Source organism: Rosenbergiella sp. YN46 (genome assembly GCF_036620675.1).
GTDB lineage: Bacteria > Pseudomonadota > Gammaproteobacteria > Enterobacterales > Enterobacteriaceae > Jejubacter.
On sequence record NZ_JAZHEE010000003.1, the window covers coordinates 107,718 to 133,819 of the forward strand.

At 46.7% G+C, this 26,102-nt stretch carries 21 protein-coding genes, 1 tRNA gene and 1 pseudogene; 14 read left to right on the forward strand and 9 right to left on the reverse strand.

Going from position 1 to position 26,102, the window contains the following annotated elements; all coding sequences use genetic code 11:
- The first annotated feature begins 41 nt into the window (after nt 1-41).
- Genes V3W49_RS03885 through V3W49_RS03895 form a run of 3 tightly spaced genes read left to right on the forward strand, consistent with a single transcriptional unit; the run spans nt 42 to nt 2,887 of the window.
- Complete coding sequence (locus V3W49_RS03885; RefSeq protein WP_500143816.1) at nt 42-761, forward strand: (Fe-S)-binding protein; 720 nt, start codon at nt 42-44, stop codon at nt 759-761.
- Between the two features lie 9 nt (nt 762-770).
- Nucleotides 771-2,192, forward strand: a complete 1,422-nt coding sequence (locus tag V3W49_RS03890) for a LutB/LldF family L-lactate oxidation iron-sulfur protein (protein WP_500143817.1) — start codon at nt 771-773, stop codon at nt 2,190-2,192.
- Entirely contained in the window at nt 2,192-2,887 is a 696-nt protein-coding gene (locus tag V3W49_RS03895; protein WP_500143818.1) for a LutC/YkgG family protein, read from the forward strand. Before V3W49_RS03890 ends, V3W49_RS03895 begins: the two co-directional genes overlap by 1 nt.
- A gap of 71 nt (nt 2,888-2,958) precedes the next feature.
- Here the strand turns inward: V3W49_RS03895 and V3W49_RS03900 are convergent, their stop codons facing one another.
- The 4 genes from V3W49_RS03900 to V3W49_RS03915 form a co-directional block, all read right to left on the reverse strand.
- Complete coding sequence (locus tag V3W49_RS03900) at nt 2,959-3,312, reverse strand: DUF4156 domain-containing protein (protein ID WP_500143819.1); 354 nt, start codon at nt 3,310-3,312, stop codon at nt 2,959-2,961.
- A gap of 177 nt (nt 3,313-3,489) precedes the next feature.
- Entirely contained in the window at nt 3,490-5,136 is a 1,647-nt protein-coding gene (gene groL / locus V3W49_RS03905) for a chaperonin GroEL (RefSeq protein ID WP_500143820.1), read from the reverse strand.
- Nucleotides 5,137-5,185: 49 nt separating this feature from the next.
- Complete coding sequence (locus V3W49_RS03910; protein ID WP_154777889.1) at nt 5,186-5,479, reverse strand: co-chaperone GroES; 294 nt, start codon at nt 5,477-5,479, stop codon at nt 5,186-5,188.
- A 135-nt stretch (nt 5,480-5,614) separates the two neighbouring features.
- Complete coding sequence (locus tag V3W49_RS03915; RefSeq protein ID WP_500143821.1) at nt 5,615-6,091, reverse strand: FxsA family protein; 477 nt, start codon at nt 6,089-6,091, stop codon at nt 5,615-5,617.
- Between the two features lie 340 nt (nt 6,092-6,431).
- Between V3W49_RS03915 and aspA the strand changes: the two genes are divergently transcribed.
- From aspA to V3W49_RS03960, 9 genes are all read left to right on the forward strand, one after another.
- Entirely contained in the window at nt 6,432-7,868 is a 1,437-nt protein-coding gene (gene aspA / locus V3W49_RS03920; RefSeq protein WP_500143822.1) for an aspartate ammonia-lyase, read from the forward strand.
- Between the two features lie 117 nt (nt 7,869-7,985).
- A complete protein-coding gene (locus V3W49_RS03925; RefSeq protein ID WP_500143824.1) occupies nt 7,986-9,287 on the forward strand; it encodes an anaerobic C4-dicarboxylate transporter in 1,302 nt (433 codons plus the stop codon).
- 99 nt (nt 9,288-9,386) lie between these two features.
- Nucleotides 9,387-9,710: a divalent cation tolerance protein CutA gene (gene cutA / locus V3W49_RS03930; protein ID WP_500143826.1), complete on the forward strand. Its 324-nt coding sequence runs from the start codon at nt 9,387-9,389 to the stop codon at nt 9,708-9,710.
- Nucleotides 9,686-11,392 carry a protein-disulfide reductase DsbD gene (locus V3W49_RS03935; protein ID WP_500143828.1) on the forward strand — a complete coding sequence of 569 codons (1,707 nt, stop codon included), beginning with the start codon at nt 9,686-9,688 and terminating at the stop codon, nt 11,390-11,392. Before cutA ends, V3W49_RS03935 begins: the two co-directional genes overlap by 25 nt.
- Before the next feature lie 69 nt (nt 11,393-11,461).
- Nucleotides 11,462-12,037: a transcriptional regulator gene (locus V3W49_RS03940; protein WP_500143830.1), complete on the forward strand. Its 576-nt coding sequence runs from the start codon at nt 11,462-11,464 to the stop codon at nt 12,035-12,037.
- Nucleotides 12,038-12,144: 107 nt separating this feature from the next.
- Nucleotides 12,145-12,220, forward strand: a tRNA-Phe gene (locus V3W49_RS03945).
- A 179-nt stretch (nt 12,221-12,399) separates the two neighbouring features.
- Nucleotides 12,400-13,647 (forward strand): tyrosine-type recombinase/integrase, encoded by a 1,248-nt coding sequence (locus tag V3W49_RS03950; protein ID WP_087796239.1) that lies wholly within the window; start codon nt 12,400-12,402, stop codon nt 13,645-13,647.
- A 179-nt stretch (nt 13,648-13,826) separates the two neighbouring features.
- A complete protein-coding gene (locus tag V3W49_RS03955; RefSeq protein WP_161615926.1) occupies nt 13,827-15,803 on the forward strand; it encodes a site-specific DNA-methyltransferase in 1,977 nt (658 codons plus the stop codon).
- Between the two features lie 9 nt (nt 15,804-15,812).
- Nucleotides 15,813-18,773, forward strand: a complete 2,961-nt coding sequence (locus V3W49_RS03960) for a type III restriction-modification system endonuclease (RefSeq protein ID WP_156294445.1) — start codon at nt 15,813-15,815, stop codon at nt 18,771-18,773.
- Between the two features lie 304 nt (nt 18,774-19,077).
- Here V3W49_RS03960 and V3W49_RS03965 read toward each other — a convergent pair whose 3' ends face one another.
- The 4 genes from V3W49_RS03965 to V3W49_RS03980 form a co-directional block, all read right to left on the reverse strand.
- A complete protein-coding gene (locus V3W49_RS03965; RefSeq protein ID WP_023297921.1) occupies nt 19,078-19,968 on the reverse strand; it encodes a plasmid partitioning protein RepB C-terminal domain-containing protein in 891 nt (296 codons plus the stop codon).
- Nucleotides 19,961-20,863 (reverse strand): ParB/RepB/Spo0J family partition protein, encoded by a 903-nt coding sequence (locus V3W49_RS03970; protein WP_023297920.1) that lies wholly within the window; start codon nt 20,861-20,863, stop codon nt 19,961-19,963. The genes V3W49_RS03965 and V3W49_RS03970 overlap by 8 nt, the downstream gene beginning before the upstream one ends.
- A complete protein-coding gene (locus V3W49_RS03975) occupies nt 20,856-22,388 on the reverse strand; it encodes a recombinase family protein (RefSeq protein WP_023297919.1) in 1,533 nt (510 codons plus the stop codon). The genes V3W49_RS03970 and V3W49_RS03975 overlap by 8 nt, the downstream gene beginning before the upstream one ends.
- 248 nt (nt 22,389-22,636) lie before the next feature.
- Nucleotides 22,637-22,948, reverse strand: coding sequence for a conjugal transfer protein TraD (locus tag V3W49_RS03980; RefSeq protein WP_001588086.1), 312 nt, complete (start codon nt 22,946-22,948; stop codon nt 22,637-22,639).
- 823 nt (nt 22,949-23,771) lie between these two features.
- On the opposite strand from V3W49_RS03980, the gene mobQ reads away from it, so the two are divergent.
- Nucleotides 23,772-25,292, forward strand: coding sequence for a MobQ family relaxase (mobQ, locus tag V3W49_RS03985; protein ID WP_500143833.1), 1,521 nt, complete (start codon nt 23,772-23,774; stop codon nt 25,290-25,292).
- A gap of 94 nt (nt 25,293-25,386) precedes the next feature.
- Nucleotides 25,387-25,602 carry a hypothetical protein gene (locus tag V3W49_RS03990; RefSeq protein WP_071886838.1) on the forward strand — a complete coding sequence of 72 codons (216 nt, stop codon included), beginning with the start codon at nt 25,387-25,389 and terminating at the stop codon, nt 25,600-25,602.
- Between the two features lie 175 nt (nt 25,603-25,777).
- On the opposite strand, the pseudogene V3W49_RS03995 reads toward V3W49_RS03990, so the two are convergent.
- Nucleotides 25,778-26,017 (reverse strand): annotated as a pseudogene (locus V3W49_RS03995) (hypothetical protein); the annotation flags it as partial.
- Between the last annotated feature and the right edge of the window lie 85 nt (nt 26,018-26,102).

The following is a 26,102-nucleotide window of genomic DNA, read 5'->3' on the forward strand; positions in this document are numbered from 1 at the left end:
AAAAAATAAGATTAAATTGCATAAGCAATGGGAGAAATGTCGTGAATGTTAACTTTTTTGTCACCTGTATCGGTGACGCCCTGAAGTCGCGCATGGCGCGTGACTCAGTTCTGCTGCTTGAGCAGTTAGGCTGTAACGTTAACTTCCCGGAAAAGCAGGGCTGCTGTGGGCAGCCCGCCATCAATGGTGGCTACATTAAAGACGCGATTCCGGGAATGAAAACGTTAATCGCCGCGCTGGAAGAGAACGACGATCCCATCATTTCCCCTGCCGGCTCCTGTACCTATGCCATTAAAGGCTATGCCCAGTGGCTGGACGGGGAACCTGAATGGGCCGAGCGTGCCCGACGCGTAGCCGATCGGATGTTCGATCTGACCACCTTTATCGTTAAAGAGTTAGGGGTCACCAATGTGGGCGCCCGGCTGCCCGGTAAAGCGGTCTATCACCCCTCCTGCAGCCTGTTTCGTAAAATGGGAGTGAAAGATGAACCCCTGGCTCTTCTGAATCACGTAGAGGGGCTGGAGCTGCTGCCGTTCGATGCCCAGGAAACCTGCTGCGGCTTTGGCGGCACCTTCTCGGTTAAGATGGCGGAGATCTCCGGCGAAATGGTGAAGGAGAAGGTCGCCCATATGATGGAAGTACAGCCCGACTATCTGATCGGCGCCGACGTTAGCTGCCTGATTAATATCGGCGGCCGTATGCAGCGCGAAGGCCAGCCGGTGAAAGTGATGCATATCGCCGAAGTTCTGATGAGTCGTTAAGGAGACGCTATGTACCTGAAAACCAGCGACCTCAACTTTAAGGATCGCATTCGCGAAGAGATTAACGACCCCATCATGCGCCATGCGGTGGCCAAAGCGCAGGAGACCATCGGCGCCAATCGCCAGAAAATGGTAGACGAGCTTGGCCACTGGGAAGCCTGGCGCGAACGGGCGGAACAGATTCGTAATCACGTGCTGGCAAACCTGGATGCTTACCTGTATCAGCTTTCAGAAAAAGTCACCGCCAACGGCGGTCATGTATTCTTCGCCAGTACCAAAGAAGAGGCTACCGACTATATCGTTAGGGTCGCCCGGGAACAGAACGCGCGCAAGGTCGTGAAAGCGAAATCGATGGTCACCGAAGAGATCGGTATGAACCACGCGCTGAACGAAGCGGGCGTCGAGGTGCTGGAAACCGATCTGGCGGAATACATCCTGCAGTTGGATCACGATGCACCATCGCATATTGTGGTTCCCGCCATCCATAAAGATCGCCAGCAAATCCGCCGGGTGCTGAACGAAAAGCTGGGCTATGACGGCCCGGATACTCCGGAAGCGATGACGCTGTTTATCCGCCGCAGGATCCGTGAGGATTTTCTGAGCGCCGACATCGGCGTGACCGGCTGTAACTTCGCCGTGGCCGAAACCGGCTCTGTTTGCCTGGTCACCAACGAGGGCAACGCACGTATGTCCACCACGCTGCCGAAGACCCATATCGCGGTGATGGGGATGGAGCGTATCGCCCCCACCTTCAAAGAGGTGGATGTGCTGATTACCATGCTGGCGCGCAGCGCGGTCGGTGCCCGCCTGACCGGCTACAATACCTGGCTAACCGGCCCCCGGGAAGCGGGCGACGTCGACGGCCCGGAAAACTTTCACCTGGTGATTGTCGATAATGGTCGTTCAAAGGCGCTGGGCACCCAGTTCCAGGACATCCTGCGCTGCATCCGCTGTGGCGCCTGTATGAATACATGCCCGGCCTATCGTCATATTGGCGGCCACGGCTACGGCTCTATCTACCCCGGCCCGGTCGGCGCCGTTATTTCACCGCTGCTGGGGGGCTACGAGGATTTTAAAGATCTCCCCTATGCCTGTTCGCTGTGTACCGCCTGCGACAGCGTCTGCCCGGTGAAGATACCGCTCTCTAAGCTTATCCTGCGCCATCGCCGCGTCATGGCGGAAAGCGGCATGACGCCGAAAGCGGAACAGCGCGCCACCCGGATGTTCACTATGGCCAACAGCCATCCTGGCCTGTGGAAGGTGGGTATGGTGGCTGGTGCAAAAGCGGCAAGCTGGTTCATTAAGGGCGGCAAAGCCCCGATTAATTCCGGCGTCATCGCCGATTGGACCGAAGCGAGGGATCTTCCGCAAGCGGACGGCGAAAGCTTCCGCAGCTGGTTTAAGAAACACAAAAAGCAGGGGAGTAAATAATGGAAAATCGCGATGCTTTTCTGGCTAATATTGCCAGCCAGCTCGGACGTGAAGTTCGCACAACACCGGAAGCGCCCCCTGAGCCGGTGAATGACTATGCCACCACGCGCCTGACGGAACTGGATGCTCAACAGCGCTGCGACGCATTTATTCAGTTTGCCTCCGAAGCCATGCTGGTCAGTTGTGAAATGACCAGCGAAACTGAGGTCGCCGATGCCGCGCTACGCCTGTGCGAAGAATATGGCGGCGCGCCGGTCGTAGTCAGCGGCGACGAGCGCCTGAAAGCGCTTGGCGTCACGCAGCGCCTGACCGAAGCGCTTCAGGCTGATGTCTGGGAACCCGCTGCCGGCGAACAGAACATCCGGCGGGCGGAACGGGCGAAGGTCGGGGTGGTCTATGCTGAATACGGACTAACCGAATCCGGCGGCGTAGTGCTGTTTTCCGCGCCGGAGCGCGGGCGCTCCATCAGCCTGCTGCCGGAATCGTCCATCTTTATTCTGCGCAAAAGCACCATTCTGCCGAGGGTGGCGCAACTGGCGGAAACGCTGCACCAGAAGGCGATGCAGGGCGAACGTATGCCGTCCTGCATCAATCTGATTAGCGGCCCCAGCTCCACGGCGGACATTGAGCTGATTAAGGTTGTCGGCGTTCACGGCCCGGTAAACGCGGCTTATCTGATTATTGATGACTGCTAACTGAAGCTGTTAGCAGGAGGCTGAAAAATTAAGGGCCATGGATTCATGGCCCTTTTCATCATCATCCGCAATCAGTTCGGGCATTTATAGACCTGGCCCGTCATCTTGCTGGCGGTAGGCACAAAGCTGGAAAGCAGGTTCTGATCCGGGCTGCTGACGCCATACAGCACGTTACCGCCCATGGCCGCGGCCTGATTACGCAGATCGTTGGCCGCGCTACGCATAGAGCCGCCTTCACCGCCTCCGGGGCCGGAAAGCCAGTTATTCTGCTCGCCGGTTGCGGTCCCCAGCAATTGACACTCGCTACCCGGTTGCTCCTGAACAAAACGAACGCTCTCACCAGCCGTAGACAGCGATTTGCTGGTGCTACAGCCTGCCAGCAGCAGTGCCGCCACAACCATTCCTGCAGAAAGTTTTACGCGCATGTTTTTCCTCATTATTAAAAAATCAGACACTGGCAGTCGGTATGTCCTTATACCACGCTCTGTTACAAAATTATACACAGGCCCACGAACTGTGATGATGACAGTGATGACGCCAATAAAAAACCCCCGGCCAAAGCCAGGGGTCTTTATCACACGGGTTTGCGCAATAAGCGCGGCTTACATCATGCCGCCCATACCACCCATACCACCCATGCCGCCAGCTGCGCCTAAGTCAGCTTTATCTTCTTTCGGCAGGTCAGTCACCATGCACTCGGTGGTGATCATCAGACCAGCAACGGAAGAAGCGTACTGCAGGGCAGAACGGGTAACCTTGGTCGGATCCAGAATACCGAAGTCGATCATGTTGCCGTACTCTTCGGTAGCCGCGTTGTAACCGTAGTTACCGTCGCCCGCTTTCACGTTGTTAGCAACCACAGACGGCTCTTCACCGGCGTTGGAAACGATCTGACGCAGCGGAGCTTCCATTGCGCGCAGAGCGACCTTGATACCAACATTCTGCTCTTCGTTCTGACCGGTCAGACCAGCCAGCTTCGCTGCCACACGTACCAGCGCTACGCCACCACCGGCGACCACGCCTTCTTCTACTGCAGCGCGGGTCGCGTGCAGCGCATCTTCAACGCGGGCTTTCTTCTCTTTCATTTCAACTTCAGTTGCCGCGCCAACTTTGATAACGGCTACGCCGCCAGCCAGTTTCGCCACGCGCTCCTGCAGTTTTTCGCGATCGTAGTCGGAAGTCGCTTCTTCGATCTGCTGACGAATCTGGGTAACACGCCCCTGGATTGCTGCTTCTTCACCAGTACCGTCGATGATAGTCGTGGTGTCTTTGTTGATAGCTACGCGTTTCGCCTGACCCAGATCTTCCAGGGTCGCTTTTTCCAGTTCCATACCGATCTCTTCAGAGATAACGGTACCGCCAGTCAGGACAGCGATATCCTGCAGCATGGCTTTACGACGGTCACCGAAGCCCGGTGCCTTAACAGCAGCCACTTTCACGATGCCGCGCATGGTGTTCACCACCAGGGTCGCCAGCGCTTCGCCTTCAACGTCTTCAGCAACGATCAGCAGCGGCTTGCCGGCTTTCGCTACGGCTTCCAGCAGCGGCAGCAGTTCGCGGATGTTGGAGATTTTCTTGTCAGCCAGCAGGATGAACGGGTTTTCCAGCTCAACGGTACCGGTTTCCGGTTTGTTGATGAAGTACGGAGACAGGTAGCCACGGTCGAACTGCATACCTTCAACCACGTCCAGCTCGTCCTGCAGACCGGTGCCTTCCTCTACGGTAATAACCCCCTCTTTGCCTACTTTTTCCATCGCTTCGGCGATCAGTTTGCCGACGGTTTCGTCAGAGTTAGCAGAGATGGTACCAACCTGAGCAATGGCTTTGGAGTCAGAGCAAGGTACAGACAGCGCTTTCAGCTCTTCAACGGCTGCGATAACGGCTTTATCGATACCGCGCTTCAGATCCATCGGGTTCATGCCCGCAGCAACGGCTTTCAGGCCTTCGCTAACGATAGCCTGCGCCAGCACGGTCGCGGTGGTGGTGCCGTCGCCTGCAGCGTCGTTCGCTTTAGAGGCCACTTCTTTCACCATCTGCGCGCCCATATTTTCGAACTTGTCTTCCAGTTCGATTTCACGCGCAACGGAAACGCCATCTTTAGTGATGGTCGGCGCGCCGAAGGACTTGTCCAGCACAACGTTACGGCCTTTCGGGCCCAGAGTGACTTTTACTGCGTCTGCCAGTACGTTAACGCCGCGCAGCATTTTGGTGCGTGCGTCATTACCGAATTTTACGTCTTTAGCTGCCATTTGTTCTTTCCCTTAAATTCGTACGTTCTTAGTTACTTCACGTGTGAGATTAAGCTTCAACAATCGCCAGAATGTCGCCTTCGGACATAATCAGCACTTCTTCATTGTCGATCTTCTCAGCTTTAACACCGTAGCCATCGTTGAAAATCACGATGTCGCCAACTTTCACGTCCAGCGGCTTCACTTCGCCATTTTCAAGGATGCGGCCATTGCCTACAGCCAGCACTTCGCCACGGGTGGATTTACCCGCCGCAGAGCCGGTAAGAACGATGCCGCCAGCAGATTTGGATTCAACTTCTTTACGCTTGACGATCACACGATCATGCAATGGACGAATTTTCATTGATAGCTCTCCTATGAGAAAGTCCGTATCAGTTTAGGGTTACGCCAGGATCGTTATCGCCCCTGGCTGGTGACGAGAGAGATGGGGGTCTCCCAATTCCCCTTCAAGGGGGAAAATGAAAAATTTTTTGTTTTTTTATCGCTCGTCGCGATCGCGCTCTTCCAGCGACTTCGGCGATTCATCTTTGCGCTGGAACTCTCCATCGAAGGTCTGGCCCCCGCCAGCCCCCTGGCCGAAACCGCCGCCAGGCGTACGGGTAAAACGCAAATGAGGAAGCAGGCGCACGGTCAGCAGCTTCTGCACCGGCGGCAGCAGCAACAGCAGTCCCAGAAAATCGGTAAAGAAGCCAGGTAAAAGGAGCAACATGCCAGCGATAATCAGCGACGCGCTCTTAATCATTTCTGCTGCCGGATTCTCTCCTTCCGATATTTTCTGCTGCATCAGAATGAAGTTTTTAAAGCCCTGATTACGCACCAGCGACATACCGATCACCGAAGTGAAGATCACCAGCACCAGGGTTAACAGCACGCCTATCACCTGGGCGACCTGAATGAAAATGGACATCTCTAAGTAGACGTAGAGGAAGATGGCGATTAACGGTATCCAGCGCACCCGCAGCTCCTGTAAGTAGCGGCGGCCGCAATAATGCGACCGCGGGAAAATGGGCCTGACGGCATTCACCAGAGATGGCGACGCCTTAGTCAAAAATCAATCCTCCGTCTCTCGATTTTTACGCTAAATTTTCAGGCAGTGACATGACTCACATATTAGGAAATCTGATGAAGCGGCGCCCATAATAAGTGATCCAGCTTACGGCTTTTTGGCCGAAGCAGCATATGATCATGGCAACCTGGCCGTATATGGAAATAATCATCGGCCGAATAGCTATATAACCACAGATCCTGTATGAGTTCTTAACAATTCATCCTGCAGCTTGCATAAGAAGGTTCATATGTTAAACAACATTCGTATCGAAGAAGATTTGTTGGGTACCAGGGAAGTTCCGGCAGAGGCCTACTACGGTATCCATACTCTGAGAGCGATTGAAAACTTCTATATCAGTAACAACAAAATCAGCGACATCCCTGAGTTTGTGCGCGGTATGGTGATGGTCAAAAAGGCCGCCGCGCTGGCGAATAAAGAGTTGCAGACCATTCCGCGCAGCGTTGCCGACAGCATCATTGCCGCCTGCGACGAAGTGCTGAATAACGGTAAATGCATGGATCAGTTCCCGGTGGACGTCTACCAGGGCGGCGCTGGTACCTCTGTTAACATGAACACCAATGAAGTATTGGCCAACATCGGCCTTGAGCTAATGGGCCATCAGAAAGGAGAGTATCAGTACCTCAATCCCAACGACCACGTGAACAAATGCCAGTCCACCAACGACGCCTACCCCACGGGTTTCCGTATCGCGGTGTATACCTCCATTGTGAAACTGGTCGATGCTATTAACCAACTGGGCGAAGGCTTCCAGCGTAAAGGTGTTGAGTTCGAAGGCGTGCTGAAAATGGGCCGCACCCAGCTGCAGGACGCCGTTCCCATGACCCTGGGCCAGGAATTCCACGCCTTCCAGGTACTGCTGAACGAAGAAACCAAAAACCTGCTGCGTACCGCCGAGCTGCTGCTTGAAGTCAACCTTGGCGCTACGGCTATCGGCACCCGCCTCAACACCCCGGACGGCTACCAGCAGCTGGCGGTACAGAAACTGGCGGAAGTCAGCAACCTACCAGTAGTTGCGGCAGAGGATCTGATCGAAGCCACCTCCGACTGCGGCGCCTACGTTATGGTACACAGCTCCCTGAAGCGTCTGGCGGTGAAGCTTTCCAAGATTTGTAACGATCTACGCCTGCTCTCTTCTGGCCCGCGCGCAGGCCTTAACGAAATCAATTTGCCGGAGCTGCAGGCGGGTTCTTCTATTATGCCAGCCAAAGTTAACCCCGTTGTGCCGGAAGTAGTCAATCAGGTCTGCTTCAAAGTCATCGGCAACGACAGTACGGTGACTATGGCGGCGGAAGCCGGCCAGCTACAGCTGAACGTAATGGAACCGGTAATCGGTCAGGCGCTGTTCGAATCCATCCATATTCTGACCAATGCCTGCTACAATTTGCTGGAAAAAACCGTGAATGGCATTACCGCGAATAAAGAGGTATGTGAAAGCTATGTCTATAACTCTATCGGCATCGTCACCTACCTGAACCCGTATATTGGCCATCACAATGGCGATATCGTCGGGAAAATCTGCGCGGAAACCGGCAAGAGCGTGCGCGAAGTGGTTCTGGAGCGCGGCCTGCTGAGTGAAGCGGAACTGGACGATATCTTTTCGGTGCAGAACCTGATGCACCCCGCTTATAAAGCTAAACGCTATACCGATGAAAGCGAACAATAAGACCAAACCGGGTTAGCAACGAAAGGCACGTCCATTGTGACGTGCCTTTTTTCTTTTATGCTTCTACGAATACACAACAATTTATTTTCAACTTAGCAATCTTGTAAGGAAACCATCATGTTTGGTGCTGAACTTGTCATCGTTTTGCTGGCAATCTATCTGGGAGCCAGACTCGGCGGCATTGGGATCGGCTTTGCCGGTGGGCTGGGAGTATTAGTTTTAACGCTGCTCTTTCAGGTCGACCCGGGGGCAATACCCTTTGACGTTATTGAGATCATTATGGCGGTTATCGCCGCTATCGCCGCCATGCAGGTGGCGGGCGGCATGGACTACCTGGTCAGCCTTGCCGAACGCCTGCTGCGCCGTCACCCGAAATACATTACCTTTATCGCGCCGCTGGTGACCTGGTTTATGACCATTCTGGCAGGCACAGGACATACCGCCTTCTCTACCATGCCGGTGATTACCGAAGTGGCGAAAGAACAGGGCATTCGTCCGTCGCGCCCACTTTCCATCGCCGTGGTCGCCTCACAGATTGCGATTACCGCTTCGCCAATCTCCGCCGCCGTGGTGTTCTTTGCCGGAATCCTGGAGCCGTTGGGCGTCAGCTACCTGACCCTGCTCGGTATCTGCATTCCGGTCACCCTGGTGGCCGTGATGCTGACTGCCGTGGTCTGCAACTTCCTGGGCTGCGAACTGAAAGACGATCCGGTCTATCAGGAGCGCCTGGCCAAAGGCGAAGTCACCCTACGCGGCAGCAAAGTGTTTGAACTGAAGCCCCATGCCCGCCGTTCGGTACTGCTGTTCCTGGTAGGCATTGTCGCAGTCATGTTCTACGCTACCGCCATCAGCGATACCGTTGGCCTGATCAGCAACCCGGTGCTGCCGCGTAACGAAGCCATCGTGGTCTTTATGCTGACCATCGCCACTCTGATCTGTGTGACCTGTAAAGTGGACACCGGCGAAATCCTTAACGCCGCGACCTTTAAATCCGGGATGAGCGCCTGCGTCTGCGTGCTGGGTGTGGCCTGGCTGGGCGACACCTTTGTGAAGCACCATATCGGCGATATTCAGGAAGTTGCTGGTGAACTGTTGCATAACTACCCGTGGCTACTGGCGGTGGTGCTGTTCTTCGCCGCCACCCTGCTCTATTCCCAGGCGGCCACCACCAAGGCGCTGATGCCCGCGGCACTCATGCTGGGCGTCACCCCACTCACGGCTATCGCCTCTTTTGCCGCCGTTTCGGCGCTATTCGTGCTGCCCACCTACCCCACACTGCTGGCGGCGGTAGAGATGGACGACACCGGTTCCACCCGCATCGGTAAGTATGTCTTTAACCACTCCTTCCTGATCCCCGGGGTTATCGCCATCGTACTGTGCGTGATTCTGGGCTTCCTCGTCGGCGGCCTTATTTTGTAACACTTCATGCCCCCTTCCATGAAGGGGGCGATTTACCCACATTACAACCTGACCGCCGTGATATAGTCTGCTCACAACTTGCTGATACGGAGGTTTGCCATGACAACGCCCGACGCCGTAGTTATTCTTTGCACCGCCCCCGATGAATCCGCCGCCCAGGAGCTGGCTTCTTACATACTGGGAGAAAAGCTCGCCGCCTGCGTGACGCTACTGCCCGGCGCTACCTCGCTCTATCACTGGCAGGGAAAGCTGGAACAGGAATATGAAGTTCAGATGCTGATCAAAAGCGATAAAGCCCACGTGGATGAACTCCTTATCAGCCTGAAACGCAACCACCCTTACGAGACACCGGAACTTCTGGTTTTGCCCGTGATACAAGGAGATAGTGAGTACCTGTCATGGCTCTACGCGTCTTTACGTTAATCTTATTTCTCTTCACCGCTCCGGCCTTTGCGGGGTTATTCGATAATCAGGGGCAGAGCCAGTTTGTGCCTGTGGATCGCGCGTTTGCCTTCGATTTTCAGCAAAATGGTCGAGATCTGGCGCTGCACTGGCAGGTGAAGCCGGGTTATTACCTCTACCGACAGCAAATTAAACTGGTTCCAGAAGGCGCCGAACTGGCCGCATTTACCCTACCGCAGGGCAAATGGCACGAGGACGAGTTTTACGGCAAGAGCCAAATCTTCCCGGATGAGCTGAACCTGGCGCTGTCGGTGAAACAGGCAGGCGCCGGTGCCAGCCTGCGCGTTACTTATCAGGGCTGCGCCGAGGCGGGCTTCTGCTATCCTCCGGAAACCAAAACCATACCGCTAAGCGCCGTTGCGTCATCAGGCGCGAATGAAAACCAGCAGGCGGTTCAGATAGCCCCGGCAACCGATCCGGCGCCTGCACCAGCTCTGCCGTTTTCCACGCTCTGGGCGCTACTGATTGGAATTGGCGTAGCTTTCACCCCTTGCGTACTGCCGATGTACCCACTAATTTCCGGCATCGTGCTGGGCGGCCGTCAGCGGCTTTCCACCGGCCGGGCGTTACTGCTGGCCTTTGTTTACGTACAGGGCATGGCGCTGACCTACACCGCTCTGGGTCTGGTGGTGGCCGCAGCAGGGCTTCAGTTCCAGGCGGCGCTTCAGCATCCTTACGTCCTGATCGGCCTTTCCATCATTTTCGTTCTGCTGGCGCTGTCGATGTTCGGGGTCTTCACGTTACAACTGCCTTCGTCGCTCCAGACCCGCCTGACGTTGATGAGCAATCGCCAGCAGGGCGGCTCGCTGGCGGGTGTATTCGTGATGGGCGCCATCGCAGGGCTGATTTGTTCCCCCTGCACCACCGCGCCGCTGAGCGCCATTCTGCTCTATATCGCCCAGAGCGGTGATATGCTGTTGGGCGGCGTCACGCTCTGGCTCTATGCTCTGGGCATGGGGCTGCCTCTGATTCTGGTAGCGGTGTTCGGTAACCGCCTGCTGCCTAAAAGCGGCCCGTGGATGGAAAACGTTAAGATAGCCTTCGGCTTTGTAATTCTTGCGCTACCGGTCTTTCTGCTGGAGCGAATTACAGGCGAGCCCTGGGGCATCCGGATGTGGAGCGCTCTGGCCGTCGCCTTCTTCGGCTGGGCTTTCATTGCCAGCCTGAGGGCAAAAATGCGCTGGCTGCCACTGTTGCAGATTCTGCTGCTGGGCGCGACGCTGGTCGGCGCTCGTCCGCTACAGGACTGGGCGTTCGGCTCCACCCAGAGCGAACCACGGCCGCACCTGAACTTTACCCGTATCGCCAGCGTGGACGATCTCGACCAGGCGCTGGCCCAGGCAAACGGCAAACCGGTGATGCTGGATCTCTACGCCAACTGGTGCGTGGCCTGTAAAGAGTTCGAAAAATACACCTTCAGCGCCCTTCCGGTTCAGCAGGCTTTGGGGAACGTCGTTCTGTTGCAGGCGGACGTCACCGCTAACAGTCCGCGTGACGTGGCCCTGCTAAAACGGCTTAAGGTATTGGGGCTACCGACAATTCTGTTCTTTAATAAAGAGGGAGAGGAACAACCCCAGGCGCGCGTGACCGGATTTATGGATGCCGGGCGCTTTCGTACGCATTTGCAGAATAACCTGAAGTAAACAACACTCAGGCTGTGCCCGCTACGATTTGGCGGCACAGCCTGACAGGGAACCAATAAGGAGACGACCGTGCAACGCGAAGAAGTGTTAGAGCAGGCCCTGCATCTGCTGGAGCGGGAGGGACTTGTCAGCACCACGCTGGAAATGGTGGCCGCAGAGGCCGACTATTCACTCGACGAGCTCCGGCATTTCTGGCCAGACCGGGAGGCGCTGCTCTACGATGCCCTGCGCTATCACAGTCAGCAAATTGAGGCCTGGCGCCGCCAGTTAATTCACGATGAGACCCAAAGCCCGCAGCAAAAGCTGCTGGCCCGTTATGATGCGCTGGCTGAATGCGTTGATAATAAACGCTACCCGGGCTGCCTGTTTATCGCCGCCTGCAGCGTTTTTCCGCAAGCCGGGCATCCGATTCATCAGTTGGCGACCGAACAGAAGCAGGCGGCGTGGAATTACACCCACGAACTGCTGACAATGCTGGAAGTAGACGATCCGGACATGGTGGCGAAACAGATGGAGCTGGTGCTGGAAGGCTGCCTCAGCCGCCTGCTGGTGCATCGCAGCAGGCAGGACGTGGAAACCGCCCGCCGACTGGCGGAGGATATCCTGCGTCTGGCCCAGTGCCGCACAGCAGGCGCACTGACCTGATCATCACATGACATTGCCTGAAAAGCAGGCAATCAACACCCGTAACGGTATTTTTTCCCGAAAATCCGTTGACGCTGGTTCCCCTTTAAGGTTTAATGCGCCCCGTTGCCCGGATAGCTCAGTCGGTAGAGCAGCGGATTGAAAATCCGCGTGTCCCTGGTTCGATTCCGGGTCCGGGCACCACTTATTCATACACGGACGTCCATTGACGTCCGTTTTTCTTTTTAAAGTCAACAAACTATCTACTTTACCCCCCTCGCTGACGTTCACTAACATTCATCAACATCCACATTGCCTTGATGGTATATCTGTTGGTATTGTTAGTTCGATACGTTTTGTACCATCACAGGGAGGGGTAAACGATGGCTCTCACTGATGTCAAAGTAAGAAATGCAAAGTCCGCCGACAAGCCTGTAAAGCTCACTGACGGCAACGGCATGCATCTTCTTATTCATCCTAATGGTTCCAAATACTGGCGTCTACAATACCGCTTTGCAGGAAAACAAAAGCTACTGGCTCTTGGGGTCTACCCTGCTGTCTCTCTTGCTGATGCCCGTAACCGTAGAGATGATGCCAGAAGATTAATTGCTGCTGGTATCGACCCCTCCGAAAAGAAAAAAACAGAAAAGGTAGAGCAAAGCGGCGCTCTTGCTTTTGAGTCCGTTGCCAGAGACTGGCATGCAAGCAACATCAACTGGTCAGAAACTCACGCAGAGAGAGTGCTGAACAGCCTTACCAACCATGTGTTCCCTGTTATTGGTAAACGAAACATTACCGACCTCAAAACCCGTGACCTACTTCAACCAATTAAGGCGGCTGAAAAGTCCGGGCATCTTGAGATTGCTGCTCGTCTCCAGCAACGTATCACCGCTATCATGCGATATGCTGTCCATAACAGTATTATCGATAGTAACCCTGCTCAGGACTTAGCTGGAGCCATTGCAACAGCGAAACGAGTCCATCGCCCCGCTCTTCCATTTGAACGCATTACAGAGCTTCTGAGCCGTATTGAGAGCTATAGAGGAAGACAGCTAACCCGCCTTGCTGTGCGACTCACTTTACTGACTTTTGTTCGTTCAAGTGAGATGCGTTTTGCCCGTTGGTCTGAAATTGATTTCAAGAATGCGCTCTGGACGATACCTGCAGAACGTGACGAACTTCAAGGGGTAAAACACTCCAGCCGCGGCTCTAAGATGAAAACCCCTCACCTTGTCCCATTAAGCAAGCAGGCAATAGCAACCCTGAGAGAAATTCAGAAGCTCAGTGGCGATCAGGAAATCATCTTCATTGGTGATCATTATGCCTATAAACCCATGAGTGAAAACACTATCAACAATGCGCTTCGTAAAATGGGCTATGACACTAAAACGGAAGTTTGTGGACATGGTTTCCGCTCTATGGCCTGTAGTGCCTTGATCGAATCCGGCTTATGGTCAAAAGATGCTGTTGAACGTCAGATGAGCCATCAGGAGCGTAATAACGTTCGCGCTGCTTATATCCATCTTGCTGAACATCTCGATGAGCGGAGGCTAATGCTTCAGTGGTGGGCTGACTATCTTGACGCCAATCGAGAAAGAGCAGTCAGGCCGTTTGAGTTTGCCCACAGGTGATCGTTTTGAGTTTGAAATCCAAGGCTAACCGTTTGATAACCCATCACATAGCAGCATGTAACCCTTTGTTTTGAATATATTTGAATAGCCATCATTGGTTGATGGCTATGACTTCATACCGTAGAATGTTTACCAATTTCAGGCACCGATTTCCCGTGACTTCAGGACGGATACTTTTTATGAATAAACTAACTTCTGATATGACAGAACTACAATCAATGAATATCACTGAAGATAATATTAGAAAACTTAAGTCTCTGTTTCCCGAAGTATTTAATGAAGGAAGCATTGATTATGACGTTTTAAAACAGCTTTTGGGTGAAAATGTAGACGAAAAAGATGAACGCTATGGCCTCAACTGGCATGGTAAACGTCAGGCGCGTCAGCTTGCTCTCACGCCTTCTCGTGGCACCTTACGCCCATGTAAAGATGAAAGCGTTGATTGGCATAACACCAAAAACCTCATGATCGAAGGTGATAACCTTGAAGTGTTAAAGCTTCTTCAAAAAAGTTATGCCGGAAAAGTTAAGCTTATTTATATTGATCCGCCTTACAATACCGGTAAAGATTTTGTTTATTCTGATAACTTCCAAGATAACATGAAAAATTATCTTGAAATGACAGGACAAACAGAAGATGGGGTACGAATCACCACAAACGCAGAAACCAGTGGGCGTTATCACACAGACTGGTTGAATATGATTTATCCACGTTTAAAACTTGCTAAAAATTTATTAAGTGAAGATGGCATTATTTTTGTTTCAATAGATGACATTGAAGCATCGAAACTTAAAATTATAATGGACGAAATATTTGGCGAGGAAAATTTTTTAGCACAATTTGTATGGCGTACAGATGGCAATTTTGATAACCAAGCCAAAATAAAAAACTGTCATGAATATATATTACTATATGCAAAAAAAGAAGTTAATTTCCCATACCCTCCTGTAGTTGATCCTAATATACCAAAAGGGAGCAAATTATTTAAATCAGAGATTAGAAATACCATTGTAAAGAATGGGCCTAAAAACCCACCAAGTAAGATAACGCTACCTAGTGGATTCCCCTGCGATATTATAAGTGGAAGGCTTAACTGCGCTAAGAATACGTGGCCAGTTTACCATTCAGAAGCAGAAATTAGTGATAACAAATTAACAAAGCCATTAGTTATCGAAAGTGGATGGAGTTCGAAAGAACTACTTTTGGATTTTATAAAAAATAATTGTAATCCGATCAATGATAGTAAAGGACAAGAAACCAGTTTTGTACTAAGTCAAACTGGAACTATTGAAGTTGTGAAAAAACGCTCCGATTCACAAAGCCATGTAGTTTCCGTTCTAAATGGATTTGGTGGTACTCAAAAGGCAACAGCGCAACTTGATGAGATAGGAGCTTGCTTTGCCGGTTATCCGAAACCTCTTGATTTAATAAGTTACATTATTCAGATGATAGCTAAGGGTGACGATATTATTCTTGACTTTTTTGCAGGCTCAGGTCCAACTGGTCATGCAGTCATGTTACAAAATGCGAAAGATCGCTGCCACCGTAAATATATTTTAGTACAAATTCCAGAAGCACTGTCAGCCGAAAAGGAAACTCAAAAAACGGCAGTAGAATATTGTAGAAAAAATAATTTAAAACATAATGTTGCCGAACTAACAAAAGAACGCCTCCGTCGCGCGGGTAAAAAGGTTCGTGAAGACAATCCAGAGTGGAAAGGTGACGTTGGTTTTCGTGTTTTCAAACTCGATACATCTAATATCCGTCCGTGGGAAGCCACAGCAGAAACCCTTTCAGAACAGATTGATGCCTATGTAAGCCCAATCCTTGAAGGCCGTAGTGAAGAAGATTTGCTCACAGAGTTAATGCTAAAGCGTGGCATTGACTTGAGTGTAAACATTGAAATCCGTCAGTTTGATGGATTAACCGTTTCTTGCGTTGACGGTGGCAAATTGTTTACCTGCTTTGCTAAACAAATCCCTGCATCTTCAGTAGAAGAACTGACCAAGGGGATCATCGACTGGCATAAGAGTTTGAAAGCTGGCAAAGATACTGTCTGCTATTTCCTTGATGACGCATTTGAAAATAATATTGCTAAAACTAATCTTTGCGCCATTCTGGAACAACACGGCCTGACTAACCTGCACAGCCTGTAAGGGAATGAGATGAAACTACATTTTGAATCTGACCTTACCTATCAGCAAAACGCCATAACATCGGTCTGTGATTTGTTTGAAGGGCAAGAGAAATGGGAAAGCGAAATGACTGTGCTGGCCCCAGCTCAGGGTGCACTCTCATTTGAAGGCGCAACAGGTTCAATGCCTGTAAACCCACAGATACCCGAAGATGATGTTCTGCTGAAAAACTTAAACAATGTTCAGTTGAAAAATCAGCTTCCTCCCTCACCTATGCTCGACAGCCATGATTTTACTGTCGAGATGGAAACAGGGACAGGTAAAACGTATGTTTATCTTCGCACCATGCTTGAGTTGAATAAACGCTATGGCATGAGCAAATTTATCATCGTAGTTCCTTCCGTTGCCATCAAGGAAGGCGTTTATAAAACACTACAAATTACTGAAGAACATTTCAAAAGCCTTTATGCGGGAGTTCCATACCAATACTATCTGTATGACTCGTCAAAACCTGCGGATGTGCGAAATTTTGCAACCAGCTCTGTTATGCAGATCATGGTAATGACAGTTGGTGCGATTAACAAAAAAGACGTTAATAAGCTCTATCAGTCCAGTGAAAAAACAACCGTTGACGATCTGGATAAGCCAATTGATCTGATACGTGCTACGCGTCCAATTATTATTGTCGATGAACCGCAAAGTGTTGATGGTGGCTTAAATGGTGCAGGTAAAACCGCACTTGATGCTATGCACCCAATGTTTACCTTACGCTATTCAGCGACACATGTGCATAAACATCATATGGTGTATCGCCTCGATGCCATTGATGCTTACAATCAGAAACTGGTGAAACAAATCGAAGTTGCCGGGCTTGAAGTCCAAAATGCAAGCAATAGCCCCTATGTAAAACTGGTCAGTATTAACAGTAAGAAGAATAGCATTAGCGCGACTGTTATTGTTGATATAGCCGATAAAAAAGGGGGCGTAAATCGTTCTGAAATTACCGTGCATGACGGTATGACACTTGATGACGAAACGGGGCGTGATATTTATCAGGGATACAGGATAAGTGAGATCCGCACGGGCAAAGAAGGCTATCTGACACTGGAGACGCCTTCTAATACCTACTATATGCAAGTGGGTGATGTCGTGGGTGATATTGACCCGATGCTCATCCAGCGTCATATGATTAGGCGTACAATTCGTGAACATCTTGATAAAGAACTTCGCCTGAATTCCCAGCAAATCAAGGTTCTCACCCTGTTCTTCATTGATAAGGTTGATTTCTATCGCCAGACTAATGAAGAAGGACTTCGTGAACCGGGTGAATATGCTCGTATCTTTGAAGAAGAATATCTAAAAGCGATCAAAAGCCCCGCATATAAAGATTTGCTCCCTTCTCATCCAGAACATGCTAAAGACGTTCATGATGGTTATTTCTCCATTGATAAAAAAGGTGGATGGGCTGAAACAACCGAAAGCAATAATGCAGGCCGCGAAAATGCGGAACGCGGTTATAACCTCATCATGAAAAATAAAGAGAAGCTTTTGAGTTTCTCGAATCCGGTGAGGTTTATTTTTTCACACTCTGCTTTGAAAGAAGGCTGGGATAACCCCAATGTATTCCAGATCTGTAGCCTTCGAGAGATGGGAAGTGAACGAGAACGTCGTCAAACATTAGGGCGTGGTCTTCGCCTGTGTGTTAACCAAGAGGGTGAACGTGTTCGTGATGACAGCATTAACATTCTGACTGTCGTTGCCAGTGAAAATTATGAAGCCTATGCCGAACGACTACAGAGCGAAATTGAGAACGAAACAGGCATCCGTTTTGGTATCATCGAAAAAGATGCGTTTGCCCATCTGATCTTCTCTGATTCCTCACAAGCTGTGGGTATTGCCGGTTCACATGAGATTTGGGCTGAACTACAGACCGAAGGATATCTGGAAAAATCGGGGAAAATCACAAAAGCCCTGAAAAACGTGTTATTCGAAGACACTTTTGTTGTTAGTGAGAAGTATGCCTCACTACAGGAACAAATTGAAACTATCCTGCGTAAATCAGCAGGGCGACTCAATATAAACAATGCTGATGAGCGTAAAACAATCAAATACCGGAAAGAAGTCTTAAACAGCCCGGAATTCGAAGCGTTATGGCAGCGCATTTGTCAAAAAACGCTGTACCGACTAGCATTTGATGAAGAAGAATTGATTAAATCCTGTACGAAATCACTTTCTGAAATGCAGCCTGTAGCAAAAGCAATGGTCAGTTTCAGCAAAGCAACAATCAAACAAAGTCAATCTGGCCTTGATGTTAAAGCTCTGTCTAATGGGACAACAAGCACTGTAATTGATGTTGCAGAGCAGCCATTGCCAGATATTCTTGGTGTTCTACAGGAAAAAACCGGACTGACAAGACGCAGTTTAAGCACCATCCTGAAAGAGAGTGGAAGACTCGCTGATTTTGCTAAAAATCCACAGCAGTTTATCAGTGAAGCTATAGGCCGAATCAACTACTGCAAACGCCTGTCAATTGTTGATGGTATTAAATATTATCCACTAAAAGGAGAGGTGTATGCGCAAAGTCTCTTTATGGATAAAGAGCTAACAGGATATGCCCGTAATCTTTTTGAAACCTCGTCTAAGTCAGTTTACGAATACGTTCCTAAAGATTCTGAAGTCGAAAGCCGTTTCGCTCAGGAACTCGAAGAACAGGATGAAGTTAAGCTTTATGTGAAACTTCCCGGTTGGTTTAAAATTCCGACTCCACTGGGAACCTACAATCCTGACTGGGCCTTAGTTATTGAAGACAATGGTGAAGAACATATTTACTTTGTTGTAGAAACAAAAAGTAAACACATTGGTCTTGGTAATGAAGAAGATGCGAAAATTACTTGTGGTAATGCTCATTTTATCTCACTCAAAGATCAGATGAGTAATCCTGCGAGATATATGCGCTCTACAAACATAAATGATGTGTTAAGCAGTATATAAAATGGAAAAGGGCCGTAAGGCCCTTTCCTTTTCCCTTGAAGGGAACTCTCCATTGGAGAGAATACATATCCCCACACTTGGGGCAAATAAATCAGCCCATTGGGCTGTAAACTACTCCCCATATATGGGGCAACCAGACACTTTATGAAGTGAATATTCTCAAGGAACACTTATTAAATACAATATTAAACATTAATTGTCAAATATATTCCCCTGAATTTTTCAGATATATAAATTATGCAGCACTACTATGAACAACACACTACAGCATATAATGCATTGCTCATAGTGGCCCATTTAATATTCAACGCAACTCTTCGTCTTCGCACAATGGCAACGAGTCGATTGCAGCAATTTTCTTTAGTTGAGCTAAATAATCCGGATTATTATCTACTAACCAATTCAATACCGAATAATTAGAAAGTAATTTTTTAATATGGCCAATAATCACTGCCAACTTTAAATTGTTTGTACCATATATATTTTCAAGTTGCTTGGTCTCCGTTTCCATAGCAGCCATTTCTCTTTCCATTCTGGCAAAATTTTTTGCTATGTCTTGTTGCTTTAGTTTCGAATCTTTCGGATTTATTAGCATATCATCAGGGGTGTAATGTAATAATGATAGAGCAAATTTACGACTGAAATTATTTATACTCATCATCGTGGATACCGCCTCCAGTTGTCTTTCTGGTTTCATTTTACGTAAAATAGCGAATATTGCTTGAGGAACATGTTGATTTGCTAATAAAGCGGTAGTTTCCGGACTAATCCCATCAAGTAATCTAAACTTTGCCCTGAGTGTATCTACTGATATATTCAGAGATTGACTAATTTTTTCTTCTGAAACACCAGCATCCACAGCCTGTAATATCATACGATATTCCTGAATAACTGGTAATCGATTGACATACTTGTTATAGCTGTAAGATTCTTCATCCTCAGAAATCAAACAAGGCACAGTAGATAGTCCTATATCCTTTGATGCTTCAACTCTTAAGTGACCATCAAGTATTATTTTTTCTGACAAATTATTAATATAAATAACTATGGGTTCTATAATACCAACTGCTTTCACCGTGGAAAGTATCTGAGAGTATTTTACGCTTGATTTCACATTAATAGGCAACTCTTTCCCATATAGCAGATCAGAAACATTAATAATAAAACACTTATTACCGAAGTTAGGTTTATTCATTTTCAAGACCTCGTTCGGGGTCAACATTATCCAGAATAAATGCAGGAACAGAATTCAGGCTCTCAACAGATAGAAGGTCTGAAAACTCTCTATTCCTCAATAAATTAACCATTATCTCTTTAACAACCATTAGGCTAGACATTGTAAACTCAGATCTTGTATGAATAATTTTATGCCTTTTGACATTTTCTTGATAAAGTTCTTTTAACTCATCAGAAGTAATCCGCTTCTTTTTTACCCCCTGAACAAAAGAATTATTATCACTTCCTTTACCGGATGTCTCTCTCTGAGATAAGATCCTTTTAATTGCACCAATCTGCTTTGAGTTAAGTTCGCCAGAATTAAAGCCTTCTAAAAGTAGATGTTGTATATCAACTCCTTTAGCTCTTGATATTTCTACCGCTATATATATCGGGATTCTGCCAGACTCAACAGCAGAAAGTAATTTATCTTCGCCATTTTCTTTTAATGATACAATAGAAGCTACCCAATTTTTAGAACGACTAATTTTATTAGCAATCTCTAACTCAGAAAAACCTTTATTCTTTAATTCTATAATGCTGTTGAGAAGCTCAGTCGCACGTGGTTTTCTTCGAGCAATATTTTCTGCAAGACTCATGATATGACCATCTTCATGATCTACTGACTTTACTATTGCTGGGATTTGTTTTTCACCTAATATTTCATAAGCCTCAATCCGCCCTTGACCACAAATTAAATCGTACACATACGTCTTACAGGTTGAGTCAGATAACCTAACCGTAATAGGTTTTTTTAGCCCTATGTTTTTTATACTTTCAACAAGTTCATCGTGAATAGATTTGCTTCTTGAACGTGGATTAACGATCCTGATCTCTGAGATATCTATAAGCTTTATTTCTTCATATTCATTCATCAGTGGATTCCTTTAAAAAAACATCACGTTTAAGGATTTGCAAAAAAGGTATTAAGTCATCATATCGATAAAATTCTAACTGGTAAGGATTTAACTCTTCAAAAACAAACTGATTATCTAATAACTCAATTGAAGGGAATATATAGTAATCTTTGGTGTTCACGTTTTGACTATCGAGTCTAACAACGATACAAATATCATAGCTAAACTTTCGCTCAAACCGGATTCTCCAGCGTTTTCTCGTGTTATTCATGAAACAACGGGAGATAACTACAGACATTTTAACTTCATCATTAATAGTAAATAATTTAGACTCCTCATCATAATTAACATAACAACCTTGTTCTGTAATATCAAAAATGAGTTTTTCAACTAAGCTATGGTATTTTTCTCTTAGCAAGAAATTAATTCGCAAATAGTCATAATCATGCTTTGGTTTATAATCAATTAATTTATAAGCCTGTAATAGGCCACCAAAACGTTTCCTATAAACAGATGAGGATGGTGTATCATCATCTTCATCTATAATTATACCGGATAGTTTCCCTTTTGTTTTAAAAAGCTCGGAGAGTTTACCAAGTAAATCATCATTACTAAGGTGAATACTTCTATTACTAATAATAGTCTGCGCTTGTAAGAATAACTCAGGAGAAATAATAGCTTCAAAAGCATTTTCACATCTTATCCATTCATGCTGTGGGTTGTGGATAAGACGCTGCTTTAAACGCGAAGAGGTTCGGTTATAGACATTATGACCAATATACTTTTCGTTAGTTAAAATCTCGTGTATCTTTCCTCTGGTCCATTTAGTGCCATGCTCTGCAGTAATCCCTCTTCTATTCAACTCAGACGCAATAACCCTCTCTGGCTTAGAGTTATTTACGAATTGATCGTATATCCATCTAACCGTTATGACTTCATCTTCCGGCCCTAATACTAAAATTATTCGATCAGTCTGGATGCTTTTCCACTCTCTATATTTAAGTATCCCTTTATGTTTATGGTTTTCATCTATCAACATTCTTCGTAAACCATATCCAGCAGGCCCGCCTTGGTGATATCCACGACCAGCCAGATTAGCTTGTCCAAGAAAGACTTTTTGTGATAAATCCCGACTTAAAGAAGAAGCTTTTTTTCGATCTATGAATAATTGAAAATCAGCATAATCACTATTACCTTCAATGATAGGGTTTGCACAATATATGATGCCAACACCATGCATTTGAAGTTGATGGGTATAATATCCAAATTGATCTATACTCTGAAATCGCCCAAAACGGCTTATATCATAAACTAAAACTGCTTTAATATTTATTTTCCCTTCAACCACATCATCTATTAACTGTTGAAATGCCAGCCTTCGGTTTGCCGTAACCCCACTTTTTCCAGAGTCATCATATGTATGAATGATATTCATCTTATGTTCTGACGCGAATTTACTTATGAATTGAGATTGATTGAATATTGAATACTGCTGATGGTCTGTAGACATTCTCAAATATTGAGCAACATTGACTTCATCCATAACATCCACCTCACCTCAATAAAAAAGATTGTGGTTTCATGGAAAAGCCAAATTTCAAAAAAACCTTCTCCACAATACTTTAATGAAAAATCACCTAAGCTAAACTACACCATAAAGCGCATAGATTTTCTTGAGCACGATCTCAAAAACGAACACTATTTGAACAATCACCTCTGTAGTTCTAAATGCAAAACTGTCGCTGAATGCTGCAAAAACCTTTATTATCATTATGTTATACATTTGAGTCATTACTCCTGCCGTCCAACCATATTCTCAAGGAATCTTTTCCCTCGTAATTTAACTCTTGCTTTAGCATCCGCATTAATGTTCGAAGTTTGTAATAATATCCCCAATACAAACTCCTTATCGACATCTTCAACTTTACAGCCCATAGCTTTAGCTACTTCAGCACCAAGGATGATCTTCAAGCGTGTCTCAGCATTCTTGGACAAAGATTTCTCTTTGGTCTTGAGACGATTCAAACGCATCTGCGCTGAGGCTATTTTTTGCTTGATGGTTTTTTCTTTTCTTGGCTGTCTGTTTTTATCATTCGTATTCATAATTACTTTTCCTTTTAGTTGTCAAAAACATGAAATACAATTAAAAAGGGAAAAGGTCAAACCATAGGCAGAAGGTTGAATGCTTTGTATTCCAGATTAAATTACGCAGCGCGATATGATTGTTCCAGACAATCAATAGCTGAACAGGCTTGCCTGTTAATGATTGTATTTATCCAGAAAAAATGGTGTTTTGGTTTTAAAAATGAAATATCAGTAAGCTCAAAATAAAACAATGCAACACAAACGAGTGCAACCACTAACTTAAAATATCTGAAACTCTCCACGTTACTTATTTTATCAAATCAATGAAAGCAATTTCACCTGTTGTTTTTAAACTCTGATTTTGAGCCTTAACCAGTGAATTGTACAACACAAAAAGGCATCTGATATTTTCATCTGATTTACGCTTTCCCGCCTTACGGCGGGAGAAAAAATAACTACTTTTGCCCTTACGGGCGCTATCTAAAACCCAAACATTCAATATTATTACTCTACCTCAACCGTTTATCCGATTCTAGCCCTGTTAATTTCACAGGCATTGAAACTAGCGTTATTATTTAACTATAGAAAAACTTTTTACATTGTCGTTATTTTTAGCTCCTTTAGGAGATATAAAAATAAAGCAATGCCCACCTATACACTGCTACGCAGTGTGTGGGGTCTACCGACGGTTGCCTGCCGCAGGCTAACACCGTTTCCTTCGGAAACAAGGTCAACGTCAACACCAGAGTTTTTCTTGCGAAAAACTAAAACCAGCATAGTCGCATTGGAGATTTATATTTTGGTTTGTTATTTAAAATTATATTGAGGTTCTTTTTATTGTATGGCTATTTTTCATCTTGATTTTAAAATTGTGAAACGAAGTGAGGGCAAATCTTCCGTTGCGAAAGCTGCTTATCATGCTCGTACAAGGATAACAGATGAAAGAACAGGCGATACGTATGATTATAGCCGCCGTACTGATTTATACGGGCATTTCATATTAGCACCAGTTAATGCTCCTCAACATATTGTAAAAGACTCCACAACATTATGGAATGAAGTTGAAAGAGTTGAGCGTCAACAAAATGGTCAAACAGCCCGTTATTTCGATGTTGCTATTCCAGCCGAGTTAAATAATGACGGCAAGAAAAAACTTGTTCTTGAGTATTGCCAGAAAAATTTCGTTGATAAAGGCATGATTGCCGATATCGCTTTCCATGATCTTGATAGCGATAATCCTCATGCTCACGTTATGTTGACATTAAAAACCATAGGCCCGGAAGGATTCGGTAAAAAGGAAAGGAGCTGGAACGACAGAAAAATGTCTGTTTTATGGCGTGAATCATGGTCAGCTATGGCGAACAGCTACCTTGCTGCTGCCGGTTCGTCAGAACGTATTGATCATCGTTCCCTTCAGGCCCAGCATGAAGGGGCATTAGAAAAAGCGGCGGTTGCTCTGGATAATGAAGAAAAAGCACTATGGCTTGCCAAAGCCGCTGAAACAAACCGTCCTCCAATGAAGCGTATCCACAGTGCCAAATGGCGTAGTAAAGCAGCTCAGGAGCAAAGAGCCGCAGAACAGGCTGTTCGTGATGCTGCCAAGCAAGAAGCCGTTGAAGTCTACAAAACATTCAGTGAGCTTGATCTTGAAATTGTTGTTGATGTCAGAAACTTTACGATTACACATCTTGCTGAACCAGAAGAGATTGTATTACCAAAAACAAGCTCCAGTTCTTCTGCCAATGAAACGCAAAGACCTGTACTTGTAGCACCACCTCCTCATACTCGTATGCGTGGCGTTAAATCTTACCGTGATAAAACAAAAGTCAGTAAGGTCGTTGCAGGTAAGAAACCATCAGTCAGTATTTCTGGTTCTGGAACAAATACTATCCTGAAAATATCCTCCTCTCAAAACCAAAACAGGGCATCCAGAAGCGCCCCTGAACGTGTTAAGAGGAAACAGACTACTCCACGTCAGGATAATATTTTTAAACGCTTCACAACTCTTGTCATAGATTTTTTCAAGCAGAAGTTTGTATGGGCTAAAGCAAACAAATCCCAAAATGATCTTATCAGTGAAGAACATGATAAACGTATTGCTGAAAACTATGTCTTTGATGAAGTATTAGGCCGTCATGTTTCACGTAATGAATATGAACAACGTGCTAAATTCAATAATGATGAAAAACAAAAACAAACTGAGATCTGCGCCACGAAACCAGCGGCAGGTGAAATTTATCGTTTCCCAAGTCGTGTGAAAAAATCTGAACAACCCAGTAACACACCAGACTACATACCTACACTCTCATCTGGTAAGCGCAATGGGCCAAAATTAAGACCGCCGGGTTCCCCCCCAAAATAAGATGTTTTTTACCGCACTGACCTCGTTCATTGAACTTGAAAAACAGATGCCCCCCTGACATAATCCTTGTCTTATAAAATCAGAGGGTTTAAAAATGACAGACCGTTTCTTGATTACTCCACATAGCACCACACTTACTTACAGAATCGGGGAAGGAGAGGAAATCACTCAGGAAATCCCTCTTTATATCGTGTTCGATATAATTTCTCAGGAAATTGTTGGGATTTATGGTTCTTTAGAAGAAGCCCAGCTAAAAAAGGCCGAGCTTGAAGAAAAAATAAAGTCTACTTTAAGACCTCGCATGAGATAATTGGCATCTCTTTATATCTATTTTTATGCTCCTGAATTTCAGGGGCATCAAAAATAATTACTGCATCATTCCCTTCAGGTGATACATACCAGCAGCCATTTTCTTTTTTATTATATGGATGTCTCTTATCTGTTTTTGATATAAAACCTTTTCTTATGTTAACACCTTCAGGCCATTCATTGATTTCTTCAATCATAAATGAAGTTTCATCTATGTGTGTATGCCTGAAAAGTTGAAATTCTTTTATCTCTACAAAAAAAGGCATTTTTATATATGACTGATAAACATTACCATCTTCACATAATAAAAAGCATTCGATGCCGGACCAAGGAATCTTGTGAACCCACCTATCAAGGACTGGATTGCCACTCACATGTTCAGGCCAGTCATTACTCAATTTTATTAAAATTTTCATACTCTCTCCTTTTTATTATTAATTAGCAAAACAAAATCCAATGTCAAATAAAAAGCTGAGAATAAAACCATGCCTTTCGAAAAAA